At 50.3% G+C, this 20,098-nt stretch carries 19 protein-coding genes; 6 read left to right on the plus strand and 13 right to left on the minus strand.

Features of this window, described 5'->3' with window-relative positions:
• Position 1 precedes the first annotated feature (1 nt).
• The 12 genes from OKC43_RS18210 to OKC43_RS18265 form a co-directional block, all read right to left on the minus strand.
• Positions 2-721 carry an ABC transporter ATP-binding protein gene (locus OKC43_RS18210; protein WP_216983013.1) on the minus strand — a complete coding sequence of 240 codons (720 nt, stop codon included), beginning with the start codon at positions 719-721 and terminating at the stop codon, positions 2-4.
• A 3-nt stretch (positions 722-724) separates the two neighbouring features.
• Positions 725-1,468 carry an ABC transporter permease gene (locus tag OKC43_RS18215; RefSeq protein WP_216983014.1) on the minus strand — a complete coding sequence of 248 codons (744 nt, stop codon included), beginning with the start codon at positions 1,466-1,468 and terminating at the stop codon, positions 725-727.
• A 12-nt stretch (positions 1,469-1,480) separates the two neighbouring features.
• A complete protein-coding gene (locus tag OKC43_RS18220; RefSeq protein WP_270804079.1) occupies positions 1,481-2,416 on the minus strand; it encodes a glycosyltransferase in 936 nt (311 codons plus the stop codon).
• Positions 2,417-2,434: 18 nt separating this feature from the next.
• On the minus strand, positions 2,435-3,475 hold the full coding sequence (locus OKC43_RS18225; RefSeq protein WP_216983016.1) for an acyltransferase family protein: 1,041 nt from the start codon (positions 3,473-3,475) through the stop codon (positions 2,435-2,437).
• Between the two features lie 19 nt (positions 3,476-3,494).
• Positions 3,495-4,304, minus strand: a complete 810-nt coding sequence (locus OKC43_RS18230) for an NAD-dependent epimerase/dehydratase family protein (RefSeq protein WP_270804077.1) — start codon at positions 4,302-4,304, stop codon at positions 3,495-3,497.
• Between the two features lies 1 nt (position 4,305).
• A complete protein-coding gene (locus OKC43_RS18235) occupies positions 4,306-6,195 on the minus strand; it encodes a rhamnan synthesis F family protein (RefSeq protein ID WP_270804076.1) in 1,890 nt (629 codons plus the stop codon).
• A 44-nt stretch (positions 6,196-6,239) separates the two neighbouring features.
• Positions 6,240-6,785 (minus strand): dTDP-4-dehydrorhamnose 3,5-epimerase, encoded by a 546-nt coding sequence (rfbC, locus tag OKC43_RS18240; protein WP_216983019.1) that lies wholly within the window; start codon positions 6,783-6,785, stop codon positions 6,240-6,242.
• A 35-nt stretch (positions 6,786-6,820) separates the two neighbouring features.
• A complete protein-coding gene (gene rfbA, locus OKC43_RS18245) occupies positions 6,821-7,702 on the minus strand; it encodes a glucose-1-phosphate thymidylyltransferase RfbA (protein ID WP_270804075.1) in 882 nt (293 codons plus the stop codon).
• A 28-nt stretch (positions 7,703-7,730) separates the two neighbouring features.
• Positions 7,731-8,621 (minus strand): dTDP-4-dehydrorhamnose reductase, encoded by an 891-nt coding sequence (rfbD, locus tag OKC43_RS18250; RefSeq protein ID WP_270804074.1) that lies wholly within the window; start codon positions 8,619-8,621, stop codon positions 7,731-7,733.
• Positions 8,621-9,706: a dTDP-glucose 4,6-dehydratase gene (gene rfbB / locus OKC43_RS18255; protein WP_270804073.1), complete on the minus strand. Its 1,086-nt coding sequence runs from the start codon at positions 9,704-9,706 to the stop codon at positions 8,621-8,623. Before rfbB ends, rfbD begins: the two co-directional genes overlap by 1 nt.
• A gap of 520 nt (positions 9,707-10,226) precedes the next feature.
• Positions 10,227-13,376, minus strand: a complete 3,150-nt coding sequence (locus tag OKC43_RS18260) for an efflux RND transporter permease subunit (RefSeq protein WP_270804072.1) — start codon at positions 13,374-13,376, stop codon at positions 10,227-10,229.
• Positions 13,377-13,393: 17 nt separating this feature from the next.
• Positions 13,394-14,587, minus strand: a complete 1,194-nt coding sequence (locus OKC43_RS18265) for an efflux RND transporter periplasmic adaptor subunit (protein ID WP_236320364.1) — start codon at positions 14,585-14,587, stop codon at positions 13,394-13,396.
• A gap of 140 nt (positions 14,588-14,727) precedes the next feature.
• On the opposite strand from OKC43_RS18265, the gene OKC43_RS18270 reads away from it, so the two are divergent.
• The 6 genes from OKC43_RS18270 (at position 14,728) to OKC43_RS18295 (ending at position 18,801) form a co-directional block, all read left to right on the plus strand.
• Positions 14,728-15,366, plus strand: a complete 639-nt coding sequence (locus OKC43_RS18270; protein ID WP_005359187.1) for a TetR family transcriptional regulator — start codon at positions 14,728-14,730, stop codon at positions 15,364-15,366.
• Between the two features lie 105 nt (positions 15,367-15,471).
• Positions 15,472-16,023: a hypothetical protein gene (locus tag OKC43_RS18275; RefSeq protein WP_270804071.1), complete on the plus strand. Its 552-nt coding sequence runs from the start codon at positions 15,472-15,474 to the stop codon at positions 16,021-16,023.
• 192 nt (positions 16,024-16,215) lie between these two features.
• Positions 16,216-17,406 carry a dicarboxylate/amino acid:cation symporter gene (locus OKC43_RS18280; RefSeq protein ID WP_270804070.1) on the plus strand — a complete coding sequence of 397 codons (1,191 nt, stop codon included), beginning with the start codon at positions 16,216-16,218 and terminating at the stop codon, positions 17,404-17,406.
• A gap of 238 nt (positions 17,407-17,644) precedes the next feature.
• Entirely contained in the window at positions 17,645-17,959 is a 315-nt protein-coding gene (locus OKC43_RS18285) for a DUF134 domain-containing protein (protein WP_201951922.1), read from the plus strand.
• A complete protein-coding gene (locus tag OKC43_RS18290) occupies positions 17,956-18,528 on the plus strand; it encodes a NifB/NifX family molybdenum-iron cluster-binding protein (RefSeq protein WP_270804069.1) in 573 nt (190 codons plus the stop codon). Before OKC43_RS18285 ends, OKC43_RS18290 begins: the two co-directional genes overlap by 4 nt.
• A gap of 42 nt (positions 18,529-18,570) precedes the next feature.
• Entirely contained in the window at positions 18,571-18,801 is a 231-nt protein-coding gene (locus OKC43_RS18295) for a hypothetical protein (RefSeq protein WP_270804068.1), read from the plus strand.
• Positions 18,802-18,918: 117 nt separating this feature from the next.
• Here the strand turns inward: OKC43_RS18295 and OKC43_RS18300 are convergent, their stop codons facing one another.
• Positions 18,919-20,043 carry an HD domain-containing phosphohydrolase gene (locus OKC43_RS18300; protein ID WP_270804067.1) on the minus strand — a complete coding sequence of 375 codons (1,125 nt, stop codon included), beginning with the start codon at positions 20,041-20,043 and terminating at the stop codon, positions 18,919-18,921.
• Positions 20,044-20,098 lie beyond the last annotated feature (55 nt).

The raw sequence follows: 20,098 nt of genomic DNA on the forward strand, positions 1-20,098 counted from the left end.
CTTAGAGATCAGAAATTGAAATCTCGGTCAGGTGACCATGTTCTAATGAAAATACACGATTACAATACTCTTTTATTAAATCAGTATTATGAGATGCAAACACAAAAATTTTAGCCGAGTTGATCAATGAATGAATTCTATCTTTACTCTTTTGCTGAAAGTCTGCATCACCAGTGGAGAACATTTCATCTAGCAATAATATTTCAGGGGTTACCGCAGTCGCCACCGCAAACATCAGGCGCATGGTCATACCCGATGAATAAGTGCGCACTGGTAAATCGAGAAAATCCCCCAACCCAGTAAAAGCCTCAATGTCAGGTGTCAGGGATTTAGCCTCCTTATGCGACAACCCTAACATCATGCCAATATTAACGATATTATCATAGCCAGATAGCTCAGGCTCTAAACCTGCACCGATTTCAAATACCGTGGCAGTTTCGCCTTGGCGAATCACTTTGCCCTCCTCTGGACTATAAATCCCCGCCATAGTGCGCAGCAAAGTGCTTTTTCCTGCGCCGTTATGACCGATCAGCCCCACTGCATCCCCTTCTTTGAGGCTAAAGGAGACATTTTTAAGGGCTGTGATCACGGTAGTATTACCAGCATTTTTCTCAATGGTACCGCCAGTGGCAATACGCACCAATTGATTGCGCAATGACATGCCGTGGCTGTCATAAATAGGATAACGCAGGGTTACATTTTTAAATTCAATCTTAGCCATAATTCATACCCAAAAAGACAGTCTGTGCCCGCGCAGGCGATAAAAAAGATAAGTAACCAAACTCCCCACCACTAAAATACCAGCTACGATAAAGTAGGTTTTGGAATCAGGAATTTCCCCTAATATGGGCTTTCTGATTATTTCAATGAAGTAGCTTAATGGGTTTAACCAAATTACATTCATATTTTCTGGTAAACGATCGGCTCTAAATACCACCGGACTAATAAAGAACAGCAGTGGTAAAAATGATGTAATCAGATACTCTAAGTCTCTGAACCTTGCCCCTATCATACCTAAAAATAAGGTAATCCAAAATAAATTTGCTAAAACCAATAAAAATCCAGGAATTGCTAGTAAGGCATACATGGTGAGACTAACGTTAAAGTACAACACCACAATTAACACAATCACCAAATTATGGGCAAGGTTGATCACATGACGTGCCAAAGCCCTAATGACAAAAAACCAATACGGAATAGCCACATTTCGGATCACTGATGATTGGCGAATAAAGGTAGTTGCGCCATCGCCAATTGCTCCTGATATCAAAAACCAAATAATTAAACCAATGGACAGTGAAGGAACAAATGTATCCATATCCTCTTCGAGTAGCGTTCCCCAGACAAGCCCTAACCCGAGTACCCCCACCATACTGCCAAGCGTTAGCCAAAGCGGACCTAGCACACTTTTCTTATATCTCGCTCTTGTATCAGCCCAAGCAAGATATATCGCGTTATTAATTAACATAATTCACCATTATTATTTGTATAACTTATTAATATTGAATAATTTATTAAAACAAGTAGTTTTTAACAAAATAAGTAATAATCGTTTTAGCAACCCACAGTGTTGCAAAGAAAGTTGCTTAGTTTGATGAATGTTTCGTTCTGGCTTAATATGAGCATCCATGCTGATAAAAATACTAGCTTGATTAACTATCTTCATAAAAGAAGAAAAATATTTATTCGGACCTTGTATAAATGACATTAATCTATTCTTTCTTTGTGCCCCAATTTGATTTTTACTATGTTGGCGATATTTAATCAATGGTTTGTTTATAAAATAAAATCGCCCATAATACTTTGCTACAATGGCTAACCACCAATCATGCATCACCATTTGTTTAATATCAATATGATTTAAAGAATTTCGCAGCAATGTAATCATTGCTCTATTTAAGGCAATGGTTGCACCTTGTACGCAATTTCTAAACAAAATAGAGTCATCTTTTAATACACCACTATCTAAACCTTGGTAGTGAAAAAAACTGGGATTAAACACAGTACCGCGCTCATCGATCAATGCGGCATCACTGAACACAATCGCAGCGACATCCACAGATATCTGCTGAAAAACCTTAAAATACTCAGATACTTTATCCTCACACCAAACATCGTCTTGATCTGCTAAGAATAACCAATCTAATTCAGGTGTATCCACAGATAAAATAGCATTAATAAAATTGCTTACGACGCCTTTATTTGTACCGGTTTGATAACTTAACATCCCATAAGGAAACTGATGTTGTAACTGAATTATTTTTTGGCTGGTACCATCAACAGATCCATCATCAAACACTGCAATGAAATTGTCATTAACACCCGCAAATTTAAATGCACGATCAATACTTAACACTTGTTCTGTGATGTACTTCTCTCCATTATAAGAGCAAAGCACTGTTTTGCATGAATACATTTAGCACCTAAATAAAATTTATGCGTTTTTGATCATTCTCGATTTCAGCAAACGGCTAAATTTATTAACTAAAGGCGCGACCTCTTTAGCTACATAGAAACTAGCCAAAACGCAGAAAACAAATAGTGCATATTTTTGTTGTAAATCCAATGTTCTATAATCAAAATATCTAAATGCAGCATAAATTATTTGATGGTGAAATAAAAATGCAAGGAACGTTAAACCAGAAATTCTCATAATAATGTTGGAGATGAAATCATTACATCTGATGAACGATAATACTAATGACAAGATAGAAAAAATAGAAACACCGACCACAAACATATATATTTGTGGTGGTAAAACTTTATGTAGATATGATGAGAACAATACTACTAATAGTGAGATAACTGCCAAGCTAATCTCTTTTATTCGACTGCCATTAATATAAGTCGCAAAGGTTATACCAAATAATATTTCTGGTAATCGCATAATCGGATTGCAATTGATATAAACTTCAAACAATTTATTATAAACAGCATTAAGAGAAATAAATAATACTAATACTAGCATCCAACAGTAAAGTGGTGCTTTATCAAAAAAAATTTTCACAAAGGGATAAAGCAAATAAGTAATTAGCATATATCCGGTGTACCACTCACCTACTAGATAGTAGTTTTGCATACGGTATAGGAAAAAACCATCCAAGCCAATTAAAGATAACAGGAGCTTCCACCACTGCCCATCACCAAATGATTGACCAACTAACAGAAACACCGCGGCCACCACAAGATAAGAAATCCAAAATGATGGGAATATCCCTAAAAATCTTCTTTTATAAAAATCAATATAGTTAAAGTCGGTTTGACCATGTCCCTGGGAGATGGTTAAAGCCAAGCCAGAAAGAATAATAAAAAGAGAGATAGCAATATCACCTACGGTTTGGTTTAAATAGCTTATCTCACCAATTCTTTCAGTTGCAGGATCTGCATACAACAAATAAACATTATAATGAAATAAGATTACCGCCAAGCAAGCAAAAATCCTGATCACATCAAGATGTATCTCTCTTTTATTCATATTAAAAACTCAAATTTAATTATTGTTCGCCCCAAATCGCCATAGAATCATATGGACGAGCAGGGAATACGTTGTACTCTGGCTTAATCTTCAGGTTGTTATCTTTTATAAAGCTCTCGACCTTGGTTCTTAAACTAACAGGCTTGCCACTTGAGCAGTTAAACACTCCCGCTTTGCCAGAGGTAATTCTTCTAGAGATCTGTGCACCTAACTCGTTAATATCAATGAAGTCATAGAGCATTTCACCACTGTTTAGCGGGAACGTAGCCTCTCCACGTTTTTCAGCATCTAAGATCTTACTGAAAATGGAGTTATTAAAGGCATCGTCACCTGTGATGTAATAAAAGCGCAACCACTGGAATTGGAACTTATTTTTCACCGCCATATCGGCAATCGCTTGACGTAAAAAGTTTTTCGCAATGCCATAAGGGTTGATAGGATTACATGGCGTACTGTTATTAACAGGGCCAACATGATATCCAATTTCATGCATCGTGCCCGCAATGGAGATAAAGGGCACATTAGCCGCCACCGCTTTGGCAATAAAATTGTAGTGCTCTAATACATCATTGATATGCGAAGGTGCATGATGATTGAAACCCGCCTTCCATGCTAAATGCAGTAACGCATCACAGCCGGATAAATAATCGTTCAGATCATCCTGCTCTAATGCAAAGATATTCGCTTTAACAACAATAGAAGACTCAATAAATGGATGAGGCTGCTCTTCAGGTAAAATAAATGAGACCACCTGATGACCTTCTTTCATTAATTGTGCAGCCACTCGCCGGCCAATAAATCCATTTGCGCCCGTAATAGCAATTTTCATATTACATTCCTAAGCTATGTTTTACTTTAAGATAAACACGTTTTAATAAACGGCCGACTCTTGGGAAGCGGAATTGAATAGAACGAGCACAAGCAAAAAATAGTGCTCGGGCACTGGCTTTGATACTCGAACTATTTATCGCAGCTGCAGAAGCATTGGACATATATCTTAAATGCTGTAAATGGAAAACCTGATCTTGCACTAAGCCATTATGCAGGTTACTCATTATACGCTGCGCTTTATATTCTAACTTGGTATAGTTTTTCTCAGCCATATCAGACGACATTATGTTATAGCCAAGATAACCATCAGAATGAGCAACATAGATAAATAAGCGCTCGATAACGTGGGCTAATGAACCATCATTATGACCCGGTTCTGGATTAAAATCGGTCCATTTCCAGTCATAATTGAACAGCTTTTTCAGCGCTTTGGGTCTGAACCAGAACATGGTGCCATAGGCCGCAAAGGGAGAAAAATCATCAAATGGTACATTGATGTCTAATTTCTTAGCCATGGTAGTTGCTAATTCGCGATTAGTAAACCAAGTGTGCCCTAACGTTGGATAGCCAATGTGCACCATAGAGGGTGCTAAGAAACCGACTTTGGGATTATTATTTAAGAAATTAATTAACTTAGATACATAAGCTTCATTAAGCACTAAGTTATCATACATTTGATGCTTGAAATGTTCAGCTTGAGTTGCATCATTTTGCGGTGATTTTTTTGAATGCAATCGGCAAATATAATCATATTCTTCGCTTAAACCCACATCTTTCATGGTGAGCAGCAATGAAGCGATGTCACGGCCACGGTTTTGCTCAACCACGCGGACTTCAATTTTTTGGGCTTTGTTTTTATTATTTTTTAAATATACTTCAATTTCTTTTTTGCTTTTATCTGAAGCTGTAGAAATGAACAAATCATAAGGTACCGGAATGTTCTCAATATAATGCATCATTTCTTCAATCATGTCAGCGTAGTAAACATGCAAAACTGCCGCAATTTTTACTGGCTTATTGATTTCAACCGCTTTCGCTGTATCAAAAATCTTTAATAGATCGATATTTGTCGCAAGGTCTTTTGGCTTGGTGGTACGCAACAGATTGTCATAAATCAAATCCACATTGTAATTTGATTTTTCTTTAACAATATCTAAAGCACGGCGAAGATCAATTGCGTTGCGATCAATCCATAATGGATCATGGAAAAATGGCCTTCTTTTTAAGATCGGCGAGCGATTTTCAAGTGTTTGACAAACATCGTTGAAAGTAGCATAGCTTGATGGATAATCTTCAGAATTCACATAGACAGCATAACCAAAACCCTTATCACTAAAATGCTGTGTGAATTTTGATTCGTGGTTTACGATAGAATCAGTGTATGTATAGATCATCGGCATGCTTTTCCAGTATTGTTCAAATTCTATACTGGAAAACATATTCTTTCTGACCGCGATAAAATGCGATTGAATATGGCGAGGTAAAATACTATCCCCAGTAAATGGATTTGGAATCACCTCTTTATGGTCACTTATGCCCCAGAAATCTACCTGCTGAGCCTTTGACCATTCGAACATTTCTTCGAATGGGAAAATTGGGCCAAAGAAGGTGTAGTTCAATAAAATTAATTCATCAAACTGCCTTAACTTCTCTGCACCATAGATCTCCATGGCTTCCTTATATCCCCAAACATCGAAACCGACATTCTCTCGGCAGTAAACGGTATCAACGACTTGCTCTAGTTTAGCTCTTTCATTGTATTTAATTATTGAGTTAGAGATAAAGAAAATTTCATCAACACTTTTTCTTAATTCCTTTAATTTAAAGTAAATATACTTGTCAACAATACCATTTTTGTCATAAAACAAATAAAATGCAATTCTTTTCATAAAAAATATACGTCCGCTGAGTTAACGATGAAGTGTTTTTTGACTTAAAACAACTCGGCTTCAAGCAATGACTTTTGCTTTTTATCTTTGTCTGATAAGAGGAATTCACCCATTTCAGGCCATTTAATATTGATCGTTGGATCGTTCCAAATAACACCACGATCATGCTCTGGCGAATAATAATTGGTGGTTTTATACAGAAACTCAGCAGTTTCACTTAATGTGACAAAGCCATGGGCAAAGCCTTCAGGGATCCATAACTGACGCTTGTTTTCTGCGGATAACACAACGCCAACCCATTGCCCAAAAGTGGCCGAGTCTTTTCTAATATCAACGGCAACATCAAACACTTCACCCGCAACACAACGCACTAACTTGCCTTGGGCGCGCGGAGCTAATTGATAATGCAAACCGCGCAATACCCCTTTTGAAGATTTTGAATGATTATCTTGCACAAAATTAATATTGTGGCCGACCGCATCATCAAATAACTTTTGGCTAAAGCTTTCATAAAAGAAGCCGCGCGCATCGCCAAAAACTTTTGGTTCAATGATTAATACGTCAGGAATTGCTGTTTTAATAAAATTCATACCCTATCCATATGCTATAAATAAATCATTCAATTTTAATTATTTTTCGACAGCATTTTTAGCAAATATTGGCCATAAGCATTTTTTGCTAATGGTGCAGCCAGTGATTTTACTTGCCCGGCATTGATAAAGCCTTTGCGATATGAAATTTCTTCGGGGCAAGCTACTTTCAAACCTTGGCGAGTTTCAATGGTTTGAATAAAGTTACTCGCTTCAATCAAACTTTCATGGGTACCGGTATCAAGCCAGGCATAACCACGGCCCATCATGGCCACCGACAGATTGCCTTGCTCCAGGTAGATACGGTTCACATCGGTGATTTCCAGCTCACCACGCGGCGACGGCTTCAGACTCTTGGCGATCTCCACCACGCTGTTATCGTAGAAATAGAGGCCGGTCACTGCATAGTTGCTCTTGGGCTCCAGCGGCTTCTCTTCCAGAGAAATAGCAGTGCCTTCTTTATCAAATTCCACCACACCATAGCGCTCAGGGTCATGCACATGGTAGGCAAAAACGGTGGCGCCACTCTCTTTGGCTGCGGCCGCCTCCAGCTGTTTCTGCAGGTCGTGGCCATAGAAGATGTTATCACCGAGCACCAGCGCACAGGGGTCTGAGCCGATAAACTCTTCACCCAGAATAAAGGCTTGTGCCAACCCGTCCGGGCTTGGCTGCACCTTGTATTGCAAGTTCAGGCCCCACTGGCTGCCATCACCCAGCAACTGCTCAAAGCGGGGGGTATCTTGCGGGGTGCTGATGATCAAAATATCGCGAATACCCGCCAGCATCAGGGTGCTGAGCGGGTAATAGATCATCGGCTTGTCATAAATGGGCAGTAGTTGCTTGCTCACCGCCATGGTGACCGGATAGAGACGAGTGCCAGAGCCACCAGCTAATATAATACCTTTACGTTTCTTCATATTTACATAACCTATTGTTGATTTAGTTTTATTTAGCCATGAGCTCAGTTAACATTCGCCCCACACCAATTTTCCATTCTGGTAAAACAAGATTAAATTCACGTTGAAATTTCTCAGTGTTGAATCTTGAGTTCATAGGCCTTATAGCCTCACGAACAAATGATGCCGATGGAACTGCTCTTATTTCCTTTAGTAGGATTTTTTTATTTTTTTTCTTAGCAAAATCGAATATAAACAAAGCATATTCATACCAACTGGTAACTCCGCTAGCAGCCACATGATATAAACCACACTTTGAGATATCTTCTAAAACCAATTTAATTGTATGTGCAGTGCAGTCAGCTAACAAATCAGCACCAGTAGGAGCACCAAACTGATCATTAACAATGGAGATTGTTTCTCGTTCTAAGCCAAGGCGAAGAATGGTATTGATAAAGTTATCGCCATGTGTTGAATAAATCCAACTAGAACGGAATATAATATGTCTACCACAATGCTTTTGCACCGCTTGCTCACCAGATAACTTGGTTTTTCCATAGAAATTAACTGGGGAAGGATTATCTGCTTCATGCCATGGTTGTTTACCACTACCATCAAATACATAATCGGTTGAATAATGGACCAGTAAAGAGCCTAACTTATTAGCTTCTTTAGCTAGAACTTCGACACTCTCCGAATTGATTTTCATGGCTATATTCTGCTCTTTTTCAGCAAGATCTACAGCGGTGTAGCCTGTGGCATTGACAATAACATCAGGCTTTAGTGTATTTATCGTCTCAATCAACCCTTGAGGGTTCAAAAAATCACCACAATAATCTTTAGAATCATGACTCAGCGCAGTTAATTTTCCGAGTGGAGTAAGAGAACGCTGTAATTCCCAACCTAGCTGCCCGTTTTTTCCAAACAGCAGAATATGCATCAGGCACGATCCCCGTAGTTCTTTTCAATCCAGGATTGGTAGGTACCGCTCTTAACGTTGTCAACCCACTGCTGGTTATCCAGATACCACTGCACGGTTTTGCGAATACCGGATTCAAAGGTCTCTTGTGGTTGCCAGGCAAGCTCGGCGCTCATCTTGCTGGCATCGATGGCATAGCGGCGATCGTGACCGGGGCGGTCGGCCACATAGGTGATTTGATCGCGATAGGAGCCAGCCTTGGGCACCATCTCGTCAAGTAGATCACAGATGGTATGAACGACGTCCAGATTCTGTTTCTCGTTATGACCGCCGATGTTGTAGGTTTCGCCGATGACACCTGTAGTGACCACGGTATAGAGCGCGCGAGCGTGATCTTCCACATAGAGCCAGTCACGGATCTGGTCGCCCTTGCCATAGACAGGCAGCGGCTTGCCATCGAGCGCATTGAGGATGACCAGCGGGATCAGCTTCTCGGGGAAGTGGAACGGGCCATAGTTGTTGGAACAGTTGGTGACGATGGTCGGCAGGCTGTAAGTACGGCGCCAGGCACGCACCAGATGGTCACTTGAAGCCTTGGAGGCAGAATAGGGGCTGCTGGGGGCATAAGGCGTGGTTTCGGTGAACAGAGGCAACACTGTACCAGCAGCGACTTCATCTGGATGGGGCAGGTCACCATACACCTCGTCGGTGGAGATGTGGTGGAAGCGGAAGGCCGCCTTGCGAACCTCATCCAGGCCGTTCCAGTAGGCGCGAGCCGCTTCCAGCAACATATAGGTGCCAACGATATTGGTCTCGATAAAGTCAGCCGGCCCTGTGATGGAGCGGTCAACATGGCTTTCGGCAGCCAGGTGCATCACCGCATCCGGCTGGTGCTGGGCAAAAACCCGATCCAGCTCGGCACGATTGCAGATATCCACCTGCTCAAACGCATAACGATCGCTTGACGATACATCGGCCAAGGATTCCAGATTGCCAGCATAGGTGAGTTTATCGAGATTGATAACGGAATCTTGGGTATCACGGATGATATGGCGCACGACAGCAGAGCCGATAAAGCCTGCGCCACCGGTAACGAGAATTTTCATAGATATGTTGTCTCTTGCGAAGAGTTGATATGTGATAGGTGCGGACTGAAATGGAGTAAAACGCTGAGGAGCTGAAGCGATGTCTAAAATTCACTCAACATCCGAAAGCTGACATTTTATTAAACAAAGCAAAAGTTACTTTGATGACAGGCAAACATCATGGCTACCGCCCCTGGGTTACAGCCCCCAGTTTGCTGCTTTTAACCGAATTTTGTTTGCTGTTGGTCATCGTGTCCTCCAGCATTTTTATGTTTTGATGGTCGATAACAGTGTTACACACTCGCATTTTATAGCCAACAGAGGGTGTACAAAACCAAACTACACATAGTCTACCAGCCCGATAAGGGGCAGATTCTATCTCGTTTTCTGTAACCCTGCACACCAAAAAGTGCCTTCATCAAGGGTTTTGAATCAAGATTCGATGGGCAACCGCGCACGTTGCCCCATTTTATAGTCAGATTTAACTGACTTGTTTATCAAATTGTGATCTCTCGCTCAGAACAGATGGACACGCTTTTGCTCAGTCACCTTTTGACTCAACTGCTGCAGCCATGCGCACCTCTTTACTCTTGTGGCTAGTGAAGTAGCGCATCACCAACACAAAGAAGAGCGGCACGAAGAAGATGGCCAGCACGGTGGCACTGATCATCCCTCCCATCACGCCGGTACCGATGGCGTTACGGCTGCTGGCACCGGCGCCGGAGCTGATCACCAGCGGCAGCACCCCGAGGATAAAGGCGAGCGAGGTCATCAGGATCGGGCGCAGACGCAGACGCGCCGCCTCCACCACCGCCTCACCCAAGCCCATCCCTTTGTCGTAGAGCTCTTTGGCAAATTCCACGATCAAAATCGCGTTTTTCGCCGACAGGCCTATGGTGGTGAGCAGACCGACCTGGAAGTAGACGTCGTTCTCCAGCCCGCGCAGGGTGGCAGCCACAATGGCCCCCAGTACCCCGAGCGGCACCACCAGCATCACCGAGAACGGAATGCTCCAGCTCTCGTAGAGGGCCGCCAGACAGAGGAACACCACCAGCAAGGAGATGGCGTAGAGCGCAGGCGCCTGTGAACCGGCCTGCCGCTCCTGGAAGGAGAGCCCGGTCCACTCGATGCCCACCCCTTCCGGCAGCTGTTTCACCATCTGCTCGATGGCGGCCATCGCATCACCGGTACTCTTGCCGGGCGCCGCCTCACCGACGATCTCCATCGCTGGCACACCGTTGTAACGCTCCAGACGCGGCGAGCCGAAGCTCCACTCGGTGCTGGCAAAGGCGGAGAAGGGCACCATCTGACCGGCACTGTTGCGCACATACCAGAGTTTCAGATCTTCCGGGTTCATCCGGAAGGGGGCATCCGCCTGCATATAGACCTTCTTGATCCGGCCACGGTCAACGAAATCATTGACATAGGACGAGCCCCAAGCGGTAGCCAGAGTGTTGTTGATATCCGCGATGGATAGCCCCTGCGCCAGCGCCTTCTCGTAGTCGATCTTTATATCGAGCTGGGGGGTGTCTTCCATCCCGTTCGGACGCACTCGCACCAGAGTGGGATCCTGCGCCGCCATGCCGAGCAGCTGGTTGCGCGCCGCCATCAGCTTGTCGTGACCGATACCGCCGCGATCCTGCAGGAAGAAGTCAAAACCGGTCGCCGTACCCAGCTCCGGGATCGGAGGCAGGTTAAAGGCGAACACTTGCGCCTCCTTGATGCTGAACAGATAGCCCATAGCGCGGCCGATGATGGCATTGGCGCTGCGATCCGGGCTCTTGCGCTCGCTCCAGTCCTTGAGCTTGATAAAGGCCATCCCCGCGTTCTGGCCACTACCGGCGAAGCTGAAGCCGGATACGGTCAGTACGGAGTCAACGTTATCCTTCTCGTTTTTCAGGAAGTAGTCGCGCATGTCCGCCAGCACCACCTCGGTGCGCTGCTTAGTCGCCCCCACCGGCAGTTGCACCATGGACATGATGACCCCCTGATCCTCTTCCGGCAGGAAGGAGGTGGGCATCCGCATAAAGAGCACTGCCAACACCGCCAGCATGGCGCCGTAGATCAGGCTGTAGCGCACGCCCTGCTTGATCACCTTGCGCACACCGCTCTGATAGCGGTTGGTACCCGCATCAAAGGCGCGGTTGAACCAGCCAAAGAAGCCGCGCTTGGCACCAAACTCGCCATGTTTCATCGGCTTGAGCAGGGTGGCACAGAGCGCCGGAGTCAGGATCAACGCCACCAGCACCGACAGCACCATGGCTGAGACGATGGTCAATGAGAACTGGCGATAGATGGCACCGGTCGAGCCGCCGAAGAAGGCCATCGGCACGAACACGGCGGAGAGCACCAACGCGATCCCCACCAACGCGCCAGTGATCTGGGTCATCGACTTGCGGGTCGCTTCCAGCGGGGAGAGATCCTCCTCGCTCATCAGCCGCTCCACGTTCTCCACTACCACGATGGCGTCATCCACCAGCAGGCCGATGGCCAGCACCATACCGAACATGGTGAGGGTATTGATGGAGAAGCCGAACGCCGCCATCACCCCGAAGGTACCGAGCAGCACCACAGGCACCGCAATGGTCGGGATCAGGGTGGCACGGAAGTTCTGCAGGAACAGATACATGACGCAGAACACCAGGAAGATCGCCTCGATCAGGGTCTGCACCACCTCCTCGATGGAGATCTTCACAAACGGCGTGGTGTCGTAGGGGTAGACGATCTCCATGTTGGCCGGGAAGTAATCCGACAGCTCATTGAGCTTGGCACGCACCTTCTCGGCGGTATCCAGCGCGTTGGCGCCGGTGGCCAGCTTGATGGCGACCGCGGCGGTAGACTGGCCGTTGTAGAGCGCATCGGCGTCATAGCTTTCGCCTGCCAGCTCGACCCGGGCCACGTCTTTGAGCCGGATCTTGGAGCCATCCTGATTCACCCGCAGCAGGATATCGTTGAACTGCTCCACTGTAGAGAGTCGGGTCTGCCCCATGATGGTGGCGGTGAACTGCTGATCTTCCACCGATGGAGTGCCACCCAGCTTGCCGAACGCCACCTGTGCGTTCTGCGCCTTGATGGCCGCCTGCACATCACCCGGGGTCATCTGCACCCGGTTGAGCTTGTTGGGATCGAGCCACACCCGCATGGAGTACTGGCTGCCGAACAAGGTGATATCCCCTACCCCGTCCAGACGGCTCAGGGGCTCCTTGATATTGGAGACCACATAGTCCGCCAGATCGTCGTTGTTCATCGAGCCATCGCTGGAGATGAAAGCCGCGACCATCAGGAAGCTGCTGGAGGTCTTCTGTACCCGGATCCCCTGCTGCTGCACCTCTTGCGGCAGCAGCGACATCGCCTGCTGCAGCTTGTTCTGCACCTGCACCTGAGCGATATCGGGATCGGTACCCGGCTGGAAGGTGAGGGTCACCGACACCCGACCCGCGGAGTCAGACTGGGAGGACATGTAGAGCAGGTGATCCAGCCCGGTCATGTTCTGTTCGATGATCTGGGTCACCGAGTCTTCCACCGTTTTGGCGGATGCGCCCGGATAGCTGGCAGAAATACCGACAGCAGGCGGCGCAATGCTCGGATACTGGGCGACCGGCAATTTGATGATGGCCAGGCTGCCCGCCAGCATGATCACCAGCGCGATCACCCAGGCAAAAATGGGTCTGTCTATAAAAAATCGAGCCATGAAGCGACTACTCCATCCTACTTGTTGGCCGGGGTGTTGGACGCAGCTTGAGCAGACGGTGCATCAGCACCCTGCTCGGCGGGATTGACCACGGCGCCCGGTCGTACTTTCTGCAAGCCAGCCACGATCACCCGCTCGCCGGAGGTGAGCCCTGACTCCACCACCCAGTTGCTGCCGACGACACGGCTCAGCTGCACGTTGCGCAGCTCCACCTTGTTATCAGCGGTTACCACCATCACGGTGGCGCCGCCGTTGGGGGTGCGAGTCACGGCCGTTTGCGGCACCAGCAGCCCTTGTGCCCGCTCACCCTCTTGCAGGGTGGCGCGCATGAACATGCCGGGCAGCAGCAGCTGATGAGGGTTGGGCACAATCACCCGCAGGGTCACCATGCCGGAGGTCTCATCCACGGTCACATCGGAGAACTGCAGCGAGCCCTCTTCGCCGTAAGTGGAGCCATCTTCCAGCTGGAAGGTCACCTTGGCCCCCTTCTGCTCGTCCTGAGTCAACTTGCCCTCGGCGACCAGTCGCTTGAGGCGCAGCAGATCGGCGGTGGACTGACGCACATCCACATACATGGGATCGAGCTGCTGAATGGCGGTCAGGCTGTCAGCCTGCTGGGCGGTCACCAGTGCACCCTCGGTCACCGCGGATTTACCAATACGGCCGCTGATGGGGGCTGTGATGCGGGTGTAACCGAGATTGATCTCGGCAGTGCGCAGGGCCGCCTTGCTCGCCATGATCTCGGCCTTGGCCTGCTTCCAGCTCGCGTCGGCGTCGTCATAGTCCTGACGGCTGATGGATTTGACCTTGAGCAGCTCCTGATAGCGCTGAGCCTTGAGGCGGGCACTCTGCTCGTTGGCCTCGGCCTTGGCCAGATTGGCTTTGGCGCTGGCGACTGCCGCCTGATAGACAGCCGGGTCGATCTGATAGAGCAGATCGCCCGCCTTCACATCGCTCCCCTCGGTAAAGAGGCGCTTGAGGATGATGCCGCTCACCTGCGGACGCACTTCAGCCACCCGCAACGGGGCGCTGCGGCCGGTCAACTCGGTGGTCAACATCAGCGGACCGCTCTGCAGGGTCACCACGTTGACCGCCGCGGGGGGCATGTCGCCCTGTCCCTGGGGTGCGCCCCCCTTGTCACCACAACCTGCCAGCAAGCCTGTAGCCAGCAAGGCAAGACCAACTGAACGAGCAAGAATATGTTTATGCATGAAACACCTGAGCCTTTGCCAGTCAATGAACAATCAGGGCCGCATGGGCCCTGTTGGTAAATAGTCGAAAGATGAGGCAATATACATACATTCATAAATGTATGTAAGTGACTTTTTACTTGCATGAGGCACAAATTTCGATGGCCAGACGAACCAAAGAAGAGGCGCAGCAAACCCGCTGCCACATCATGAGCACGGCGCTGGATCTGTTCTGCTCTCAGGGCCTGGCCAAGACCAGCCTGACCGACATCGCCAGGGCGGCAGACCTGACCCGCGGGGCCATCTATTGGCACTTCAAGAACAAGGATGAACTCTTCATTTCGCTCTGGCAGGAGCTCTGCAGCCCCCTCGCCCACCAGCTCGATGCCTGCCTCAATCCAGATGAGCCGGATCCGCTGGGGCAACTGCGCCTCTTCTTCGAAGGGGTGCTCCACAGCTTCATTCACAATCCGGCCCAGCGGCAGATGTTCACCATCCTGTTCAATCTCGAATCGCTGGAGGGGGAAGCCATCTCACTGCGCGAGCATATCCGCAGCCAGTCCGCCAACTTCTTTCGGGACCTGGAGACCACCCTGGCCAACGCGGTACGGCGGGGGCAACTGCCCGCCAACCTCAACCTGCAGCGCGCCGCCACCCTGCTCCACTGCACTCTGGATGGCTACATCATCAACTGGCTCCACTTTCCGGGGCGGATCGACCTGCAGGGCGAATCCGCCTTTATGATAGAGAGCATGTTCACCATGCTGGCCCAGCCCCACGGGCCTGCCTGCGGCCGCTAACCGGCTCCGGCAACTCCCACCCATCCAAATCGGGGCCTGACCGCGCGCTTTGGCAGTCAGGCCCCGATTTGTTACCCTGTGCGCCCCCTGCTTGAGGTAACCCCTGTGCCACACTCCGACGCCATCCCCGCTTCCCGGCCCTTGAACGACCAGCATGCCCGCGCTCGGGCGGCCTTTGTGGCGCGCCTCAAACCCGGTGCCCATCTGCTCAATGGTCAGTGCGGTACGGGGGAGGATCTGTGCTGGCTGCGTGCAGAGGGGTATGTGGTCACTGCCTGTGACGCGGTGCTGGCCGACGCCAAAGTTGCCTCGCAGCAATCCGGACAAGCGGTGCGGGTATGCCCCCTCCCACGGATTCACTCGGTGCTCCTTTACGATGGCATCTGGCTGAGTCGCCCGCTTGATAGCGACGCAGCCACCCTTGTCCCCCTGTTGCAACAGCTGGCGACCCTGCTCAAAGCAGGCGCTCCGCTCTGTTTCCCTCTGCAGCCAAGCGGCGTAATGAGCCACACTCAGTTACAGCAACTCGTCGCCACATCCGGAATAGCGCTGCAACTGGCGCCGCTGGAAACCGTCTCGGCCAACACGTCACCATTCTCAAATCAAAACGCCAGCCAATACGTCATGTTGCTGCTTGGCGATCATCCGGCCCCCTAACGGGCTAATTCATCACGGGTTTCCCCGTTCAACGCCAAGCCGACAGCTAGTCGGCGATCCTGGCTTTCGACAATATTTAACTCGGCGTTAACGCATAAAAGGCAGACATAACACGGCTTACGTGTTAAAAAGTGTGATTAACATCAAAATTTAATAACAAAACAGACAATACAACCAACTCCGGATTTCCTTATGAAACTTGTCCTGAAACTCATTGCTGGCATCCTTGCCGGTCTCTTGCTCGGTCTCTACGCCCCTGAGTGGGTGGCGCGCGTGCTGTTTACGGCCAAGACAGTGATAGGTCAGCTGATCACCTTCACCATTCCGCTCATCATTCTGTTCTTTATCATGAGCGGCATCGCCAGCCTGCCGAAAAACTCCGGCAAGCTGCTGGGCAAAACCGTGGCCCTCTCCTACTGCTCCACCATTCTGGCGGGGCTGTTCGCCTTTACCGTGGCGAGCCACCTGATCCCGCAGCTCACCACCGCCGCCGAACCCACCACGGCCACGGCCATCAAGCTCGCCTCCTACGTCAATCTGGAGATCCCGCCGCTGTTTGGCGTGATGTCGGCACTGGCCGCCGCCTTTGTGTTCGGTATCGGCATCAGCGCCACCCAGGCCACCGATCTGCGCCGGGTCGCCGATCAGGGTCGTGACATCATCGACCGCCTGCTGGCCAAGGTGATCATTCCGCTGCTGCCGTTCTATATCGCTGGGGTCTTTGTCGAGATGACGGTAGAAGGCACCGTGTTCGCCACCCTGAAAACCTTCGGCGTGGTGCTGGTGATGGCGATCCTGATGCACTGGATCTGGCTCTCCGTACTGTTTATCGGCACCGGTCTGGCCCTTGGCCGCTCACCGGCCCAGCTTATCAAGAACATGCTGCCCGCCTACTTCACCGCGCTGGGGACCATGTCGAGCGCCGCCACCATTCCGGTCGCCCTGCAATCGAGCAAGAACAACGGGGTGAGCGACGGCATCGCCAACTTTACCGTGCCGCTGTGTGCCACCATTCACCTCTGTGGCTCCACCATTACCCTGGTGACCTGCGCCACCGCGGTGATGTTCCTCTCCGAGCATCTGGCTATTCCGGGCATCGAGACCATGCTGCCCTTCATCATGATGCTGGGGGTGATCATGATCGCCGCTCCGGGCGCGCCGGGTGGTGGCGTGATGTCGGCGCTGGGTCTGCTCACCTCCATGCTCGGCTTTGGTGAAGCCTCCATCGCCCTGATGATTGCCCTCTATCTGGCACAGGACAGCTTCGGCACCGCCTGCAACGTCACCGGTGACGGCGTGATTGCCCTGTGGGCCGATCGCTTCGCCAACGGCCGCGAGACCACTGAAAGCGCAGCTCCTGTGGCCGAGGCCGAACAGGCGTAAGCGCGCCGGGAAGGCAACCGCCATCTGCTGCAAAAAACGCAGGCCCGCACCATGTTCGGGCCTGCGTCGTTTCTGCCACCTTTTCTCCTCTTCCCTGTTCGTCTCTGTTTTTCTCTTTTCCCCTTTACCTCTCTCTGCCGTAAAGAGACAGCACTGGCGCTGCCCGCTGCACCCGACAAAATTATTGGCATATGCCACATATGAGCGTATAAATGGCGTATGCCAATTAGGAGCCACCATGCCAAGACCCAAGATTGCCCGCCAGATCTGTGGCCACCCCGCCAACAGCTGCTTCAAACCCAATGGCCGCCCCATGCATCAGCTGGAGCAGGTCACCCTGGCCCCTGACGAGTTCGAGGCATTGCGTCTCGTCGACCTTCAAGGAATGCAGCAGCAGGAGGCCGCCCTAGTGATGGGCGTCTCCCGTCAGACCCTGGCGAATATCCTGAAAAAAGGGCGCTACAAGGTGGTGGAGTGTCTGAGTCTGGGCAAGGCATTGATGATGCAACCCGCCGAGCCTAACCACCAAACCAGTGGAGAAGATCCGAAATGAATGCCGTCACAAACATCCCCTGCAACAGCGCCCTGATGCTGAGTCAGGGCCTGCTGGCCGGGCACTTTACCCGTGCCGAGCAGTTGCAGATCCTCAGCCCCGAAGGGAATGTTATCGCCACCCTGGCCAACCCGGCCGCCGCCGAAGGCTGCCATGGCAAGCAGGGGCTGCTCGACGCCCTTGCCCATCATCAGGTGGGTCAGGTGGTGGTACGCAATATCGGCGAGCGGATGCTGGGGCGCCTACTGGCGGCCAATATCCGGGTGCTGCAGTGCCGCTCTGCCCGCCTGCCGCTGCCCGCGCTGCTTGCTCCTGCCAATCTGCAACCTCTCACCGAGGCCAGTCAGGGCCGCCCGTCTCGCCGTCATCAGAGCAAGTCGGCGATCCGTGCTATCCAGCCTGTTGGTGCTGGCCACAGCCATACCCATTGTCATGGTGGTTGCAACAGCAGCTCAGGTCACTGTTGCGCCAGTGATGGCCATCAGGCAGATAGCTCACGACAAGGCCATACTTGTTGTCACGGCAGTGAGGGCGCAGGCCAACAGGGCGGTTGCTGCCATCATCACTGATGCCATCACAGTGCATGTCATCACCATCAAGGAGAAGAGATCATGTCCATCTGGTTGTTGAGCCTGCTCGCCTCGTTCGTGCTGATCCTGGCCATGGGCACCATCATCTGGTGGCGCCAATACCAGCTTGCCCAGAAGCGGGAAGATAAAGAGGTGCGCCCCTGTGGCTGCTCCAGCGCCTGCTCGGATCACCTCTATCAAATCAGCGAGCCGACGCCCAAAAGTAACCTGACCGCAGCCGCCATAGCCGCAGATACAAGGTCGGCAAAATGAAGGCGCATTGAATAGAAAGGCGCATAAAAGAGAGGGGGCACCTGCTGGTGCCCCCTCTCTATTTATTCCTCGTCATGCTTGAACCGCCTCTTTCCCACTTACGCTCATCACGCGCGCTCAACCCAGCTCAGCGCCGCTGGCTGCCACGCCTGCCGAACTGGCCGGATCCTGATACTGCTGATAGATGGCATAAAACTCGGCCTTGTTGTGCAGGGCCGCGGCAACACAAGCGGGATCGAACTGGCTGCCGGCATGCGCCTCCAGATAGGCAAACGCCGTCTCGAACGGCCAGGCCTTCTTGTAGGGGCGCTCGCTGGTCAGGGCATCAAACACATCGGCCACTGTCACGATGCGCGCCGCCAGTGGAATGGCCTCCCCCACCAATCCTTGCGGGTAACCGGTGCCGTCAAAACGCTCATGATGATAGGCAATAATATTGGTCAGCATATCGGTGTGGTGAATACCATCGAGGCCAAACTCGTTAATCATCAAGTTGATCATCTCCTGCCCCTTGCCGGGGTGGCTCTTCATCACCTCAAACTCTTCCGGCGCCAACTTGCCCGGCTTGAGCAAAATGGCATCCGGCACCGCGATCTTGCCGATGTCGTGCAGCTCAGAGAAGAGATAGATAAACTCAACCTCCTCATCACTCAACCCGCAACTCGGTGCCAGTGTCCTGGCGATCAGCCGGGAGTAGCCCGACATCCGGTGCAGGTGGTTGGCGGTCTCCTCATCCCGATAACGGCTGAACTCCCGCGCCGTAGTCAGCGCGCCGCCAAGGGTCTGGATGGAGAAAAACTCCACCGCAATGATGGCCGACAACACCTGGGCATAGGCTGACAGCTCGCTGCGGATCGGCTCGTTGAAGTAGCCCGGCTCCATCGCATCGCAAAACAGAAAACCAAACAACTTGCTGTTGAACAGCAGCGGCTCGGTATAGCTGGAGGCATAGCCCGCCTCCAGCAGCTTGCGGCTGTGCTCAGACGCCGAGCCGCGCAGGGCGTCGAGATTGCCAAGCACCCGGGGCTGCTTGTGCTCCGCCAGATAGCGCAGGGAGGGGACATCGCTCAGCTTCACCTCATACTGCACCAGCGGCGAGTGCCCCTCGGTGCTGTGAGCGAAGGTCTTGAGCTGATCCGTATGGGGATCATAAATCGCGATGGCCACCCGGCTCAGCTTGTCAAAACGCTCGCGCAGCGTGGCATGCACGCTCTGCATTCTCTCGCCAAATGAACTTTCCATCGCCTTCTCCACCGTATTCCCGTGGTGGGAGTATAGTGACTCCCGTTGCAACCCT

This window comes from Aeromonas sp. Y289-2 (genome assembly GCF_027705925.1).
GTDB lineage: Bacteria > Pseudomonadota > Gammaproteobacteria > Enterobacterales > Aeromonadaceae > Aeromonas > Aeromonas veronii.